The sequence below is a fragment of the Oleiphilus sp. HI0128 genome (assembly GCF_001635365.1).
Genome location: NZ_LWGG01000536.1, coordinates 1 through 555 on the forward strand (window position 1 = coordinate 1; position 555 = coordinate 555).

Below are 555 nucleotides of genomic sequence, written 5' to 3' on the forward strand. Positions count from 1 at the left end.
ATAATCATTTTTCCTGGTTCTGAGCTACCTTTGGATACGGATAAAAATGCACCCATGTTTAGTGCTTCCATATCAGATTCTTCGAGTACTTTTACTTCAAAGTTATTACTTCTGCTTGCTAGCGCTAGTGCTTGCTCTGCTAGGTAAGCAGGTGTACAGACATTTCCGGGTAGGTTGCCAAGCGTTCTGGTTGTAGCCATGCCTCTCGCCTGAGCTTGAGCGATCACAGTTGCTTCGCTCAAGGCTTGTTGGTCTGCAGTGCAGCAGACGACACTGATGTTTTCCAATATGATGGCCGGAGATTTTTTGCTTTTGTACTGATCGAAAGTGTAATGCTGGTCAGAAATTGAGCGAACGAGACTGTTTGCGAGTTGTCTGGCGCTAATGTCTGTGCCATCTATAGTATTGTCCAAAAAGCAGTGTAAGGATTTTACTTTGGCGCTTTTCGCTTGACTTGCTAATGCGCTGAAGGCCTTGTTTAGGCTGCTTAGGTTTAACTTCTTTTTGTCTCCCATGCCCAAAAGAATAACGCTATTAGCGTGTTCGCTACGAAGG

General features: G+C 44.7%; 1 protein-coding gene. It reads right to left on the bottom strand.

Annotation, left to right across the window (positions count from 1 at the left end; genetic code table 11):
• Nucleotides 1–555, bottom strand: a 555-nt coding sequence (locus A3763_RS06290) for a M17 family peptidase N-terminal domain-containing protein (RefSeq protein WP_304440799.1), incomplete at both ends; no start/stop codon positions are given.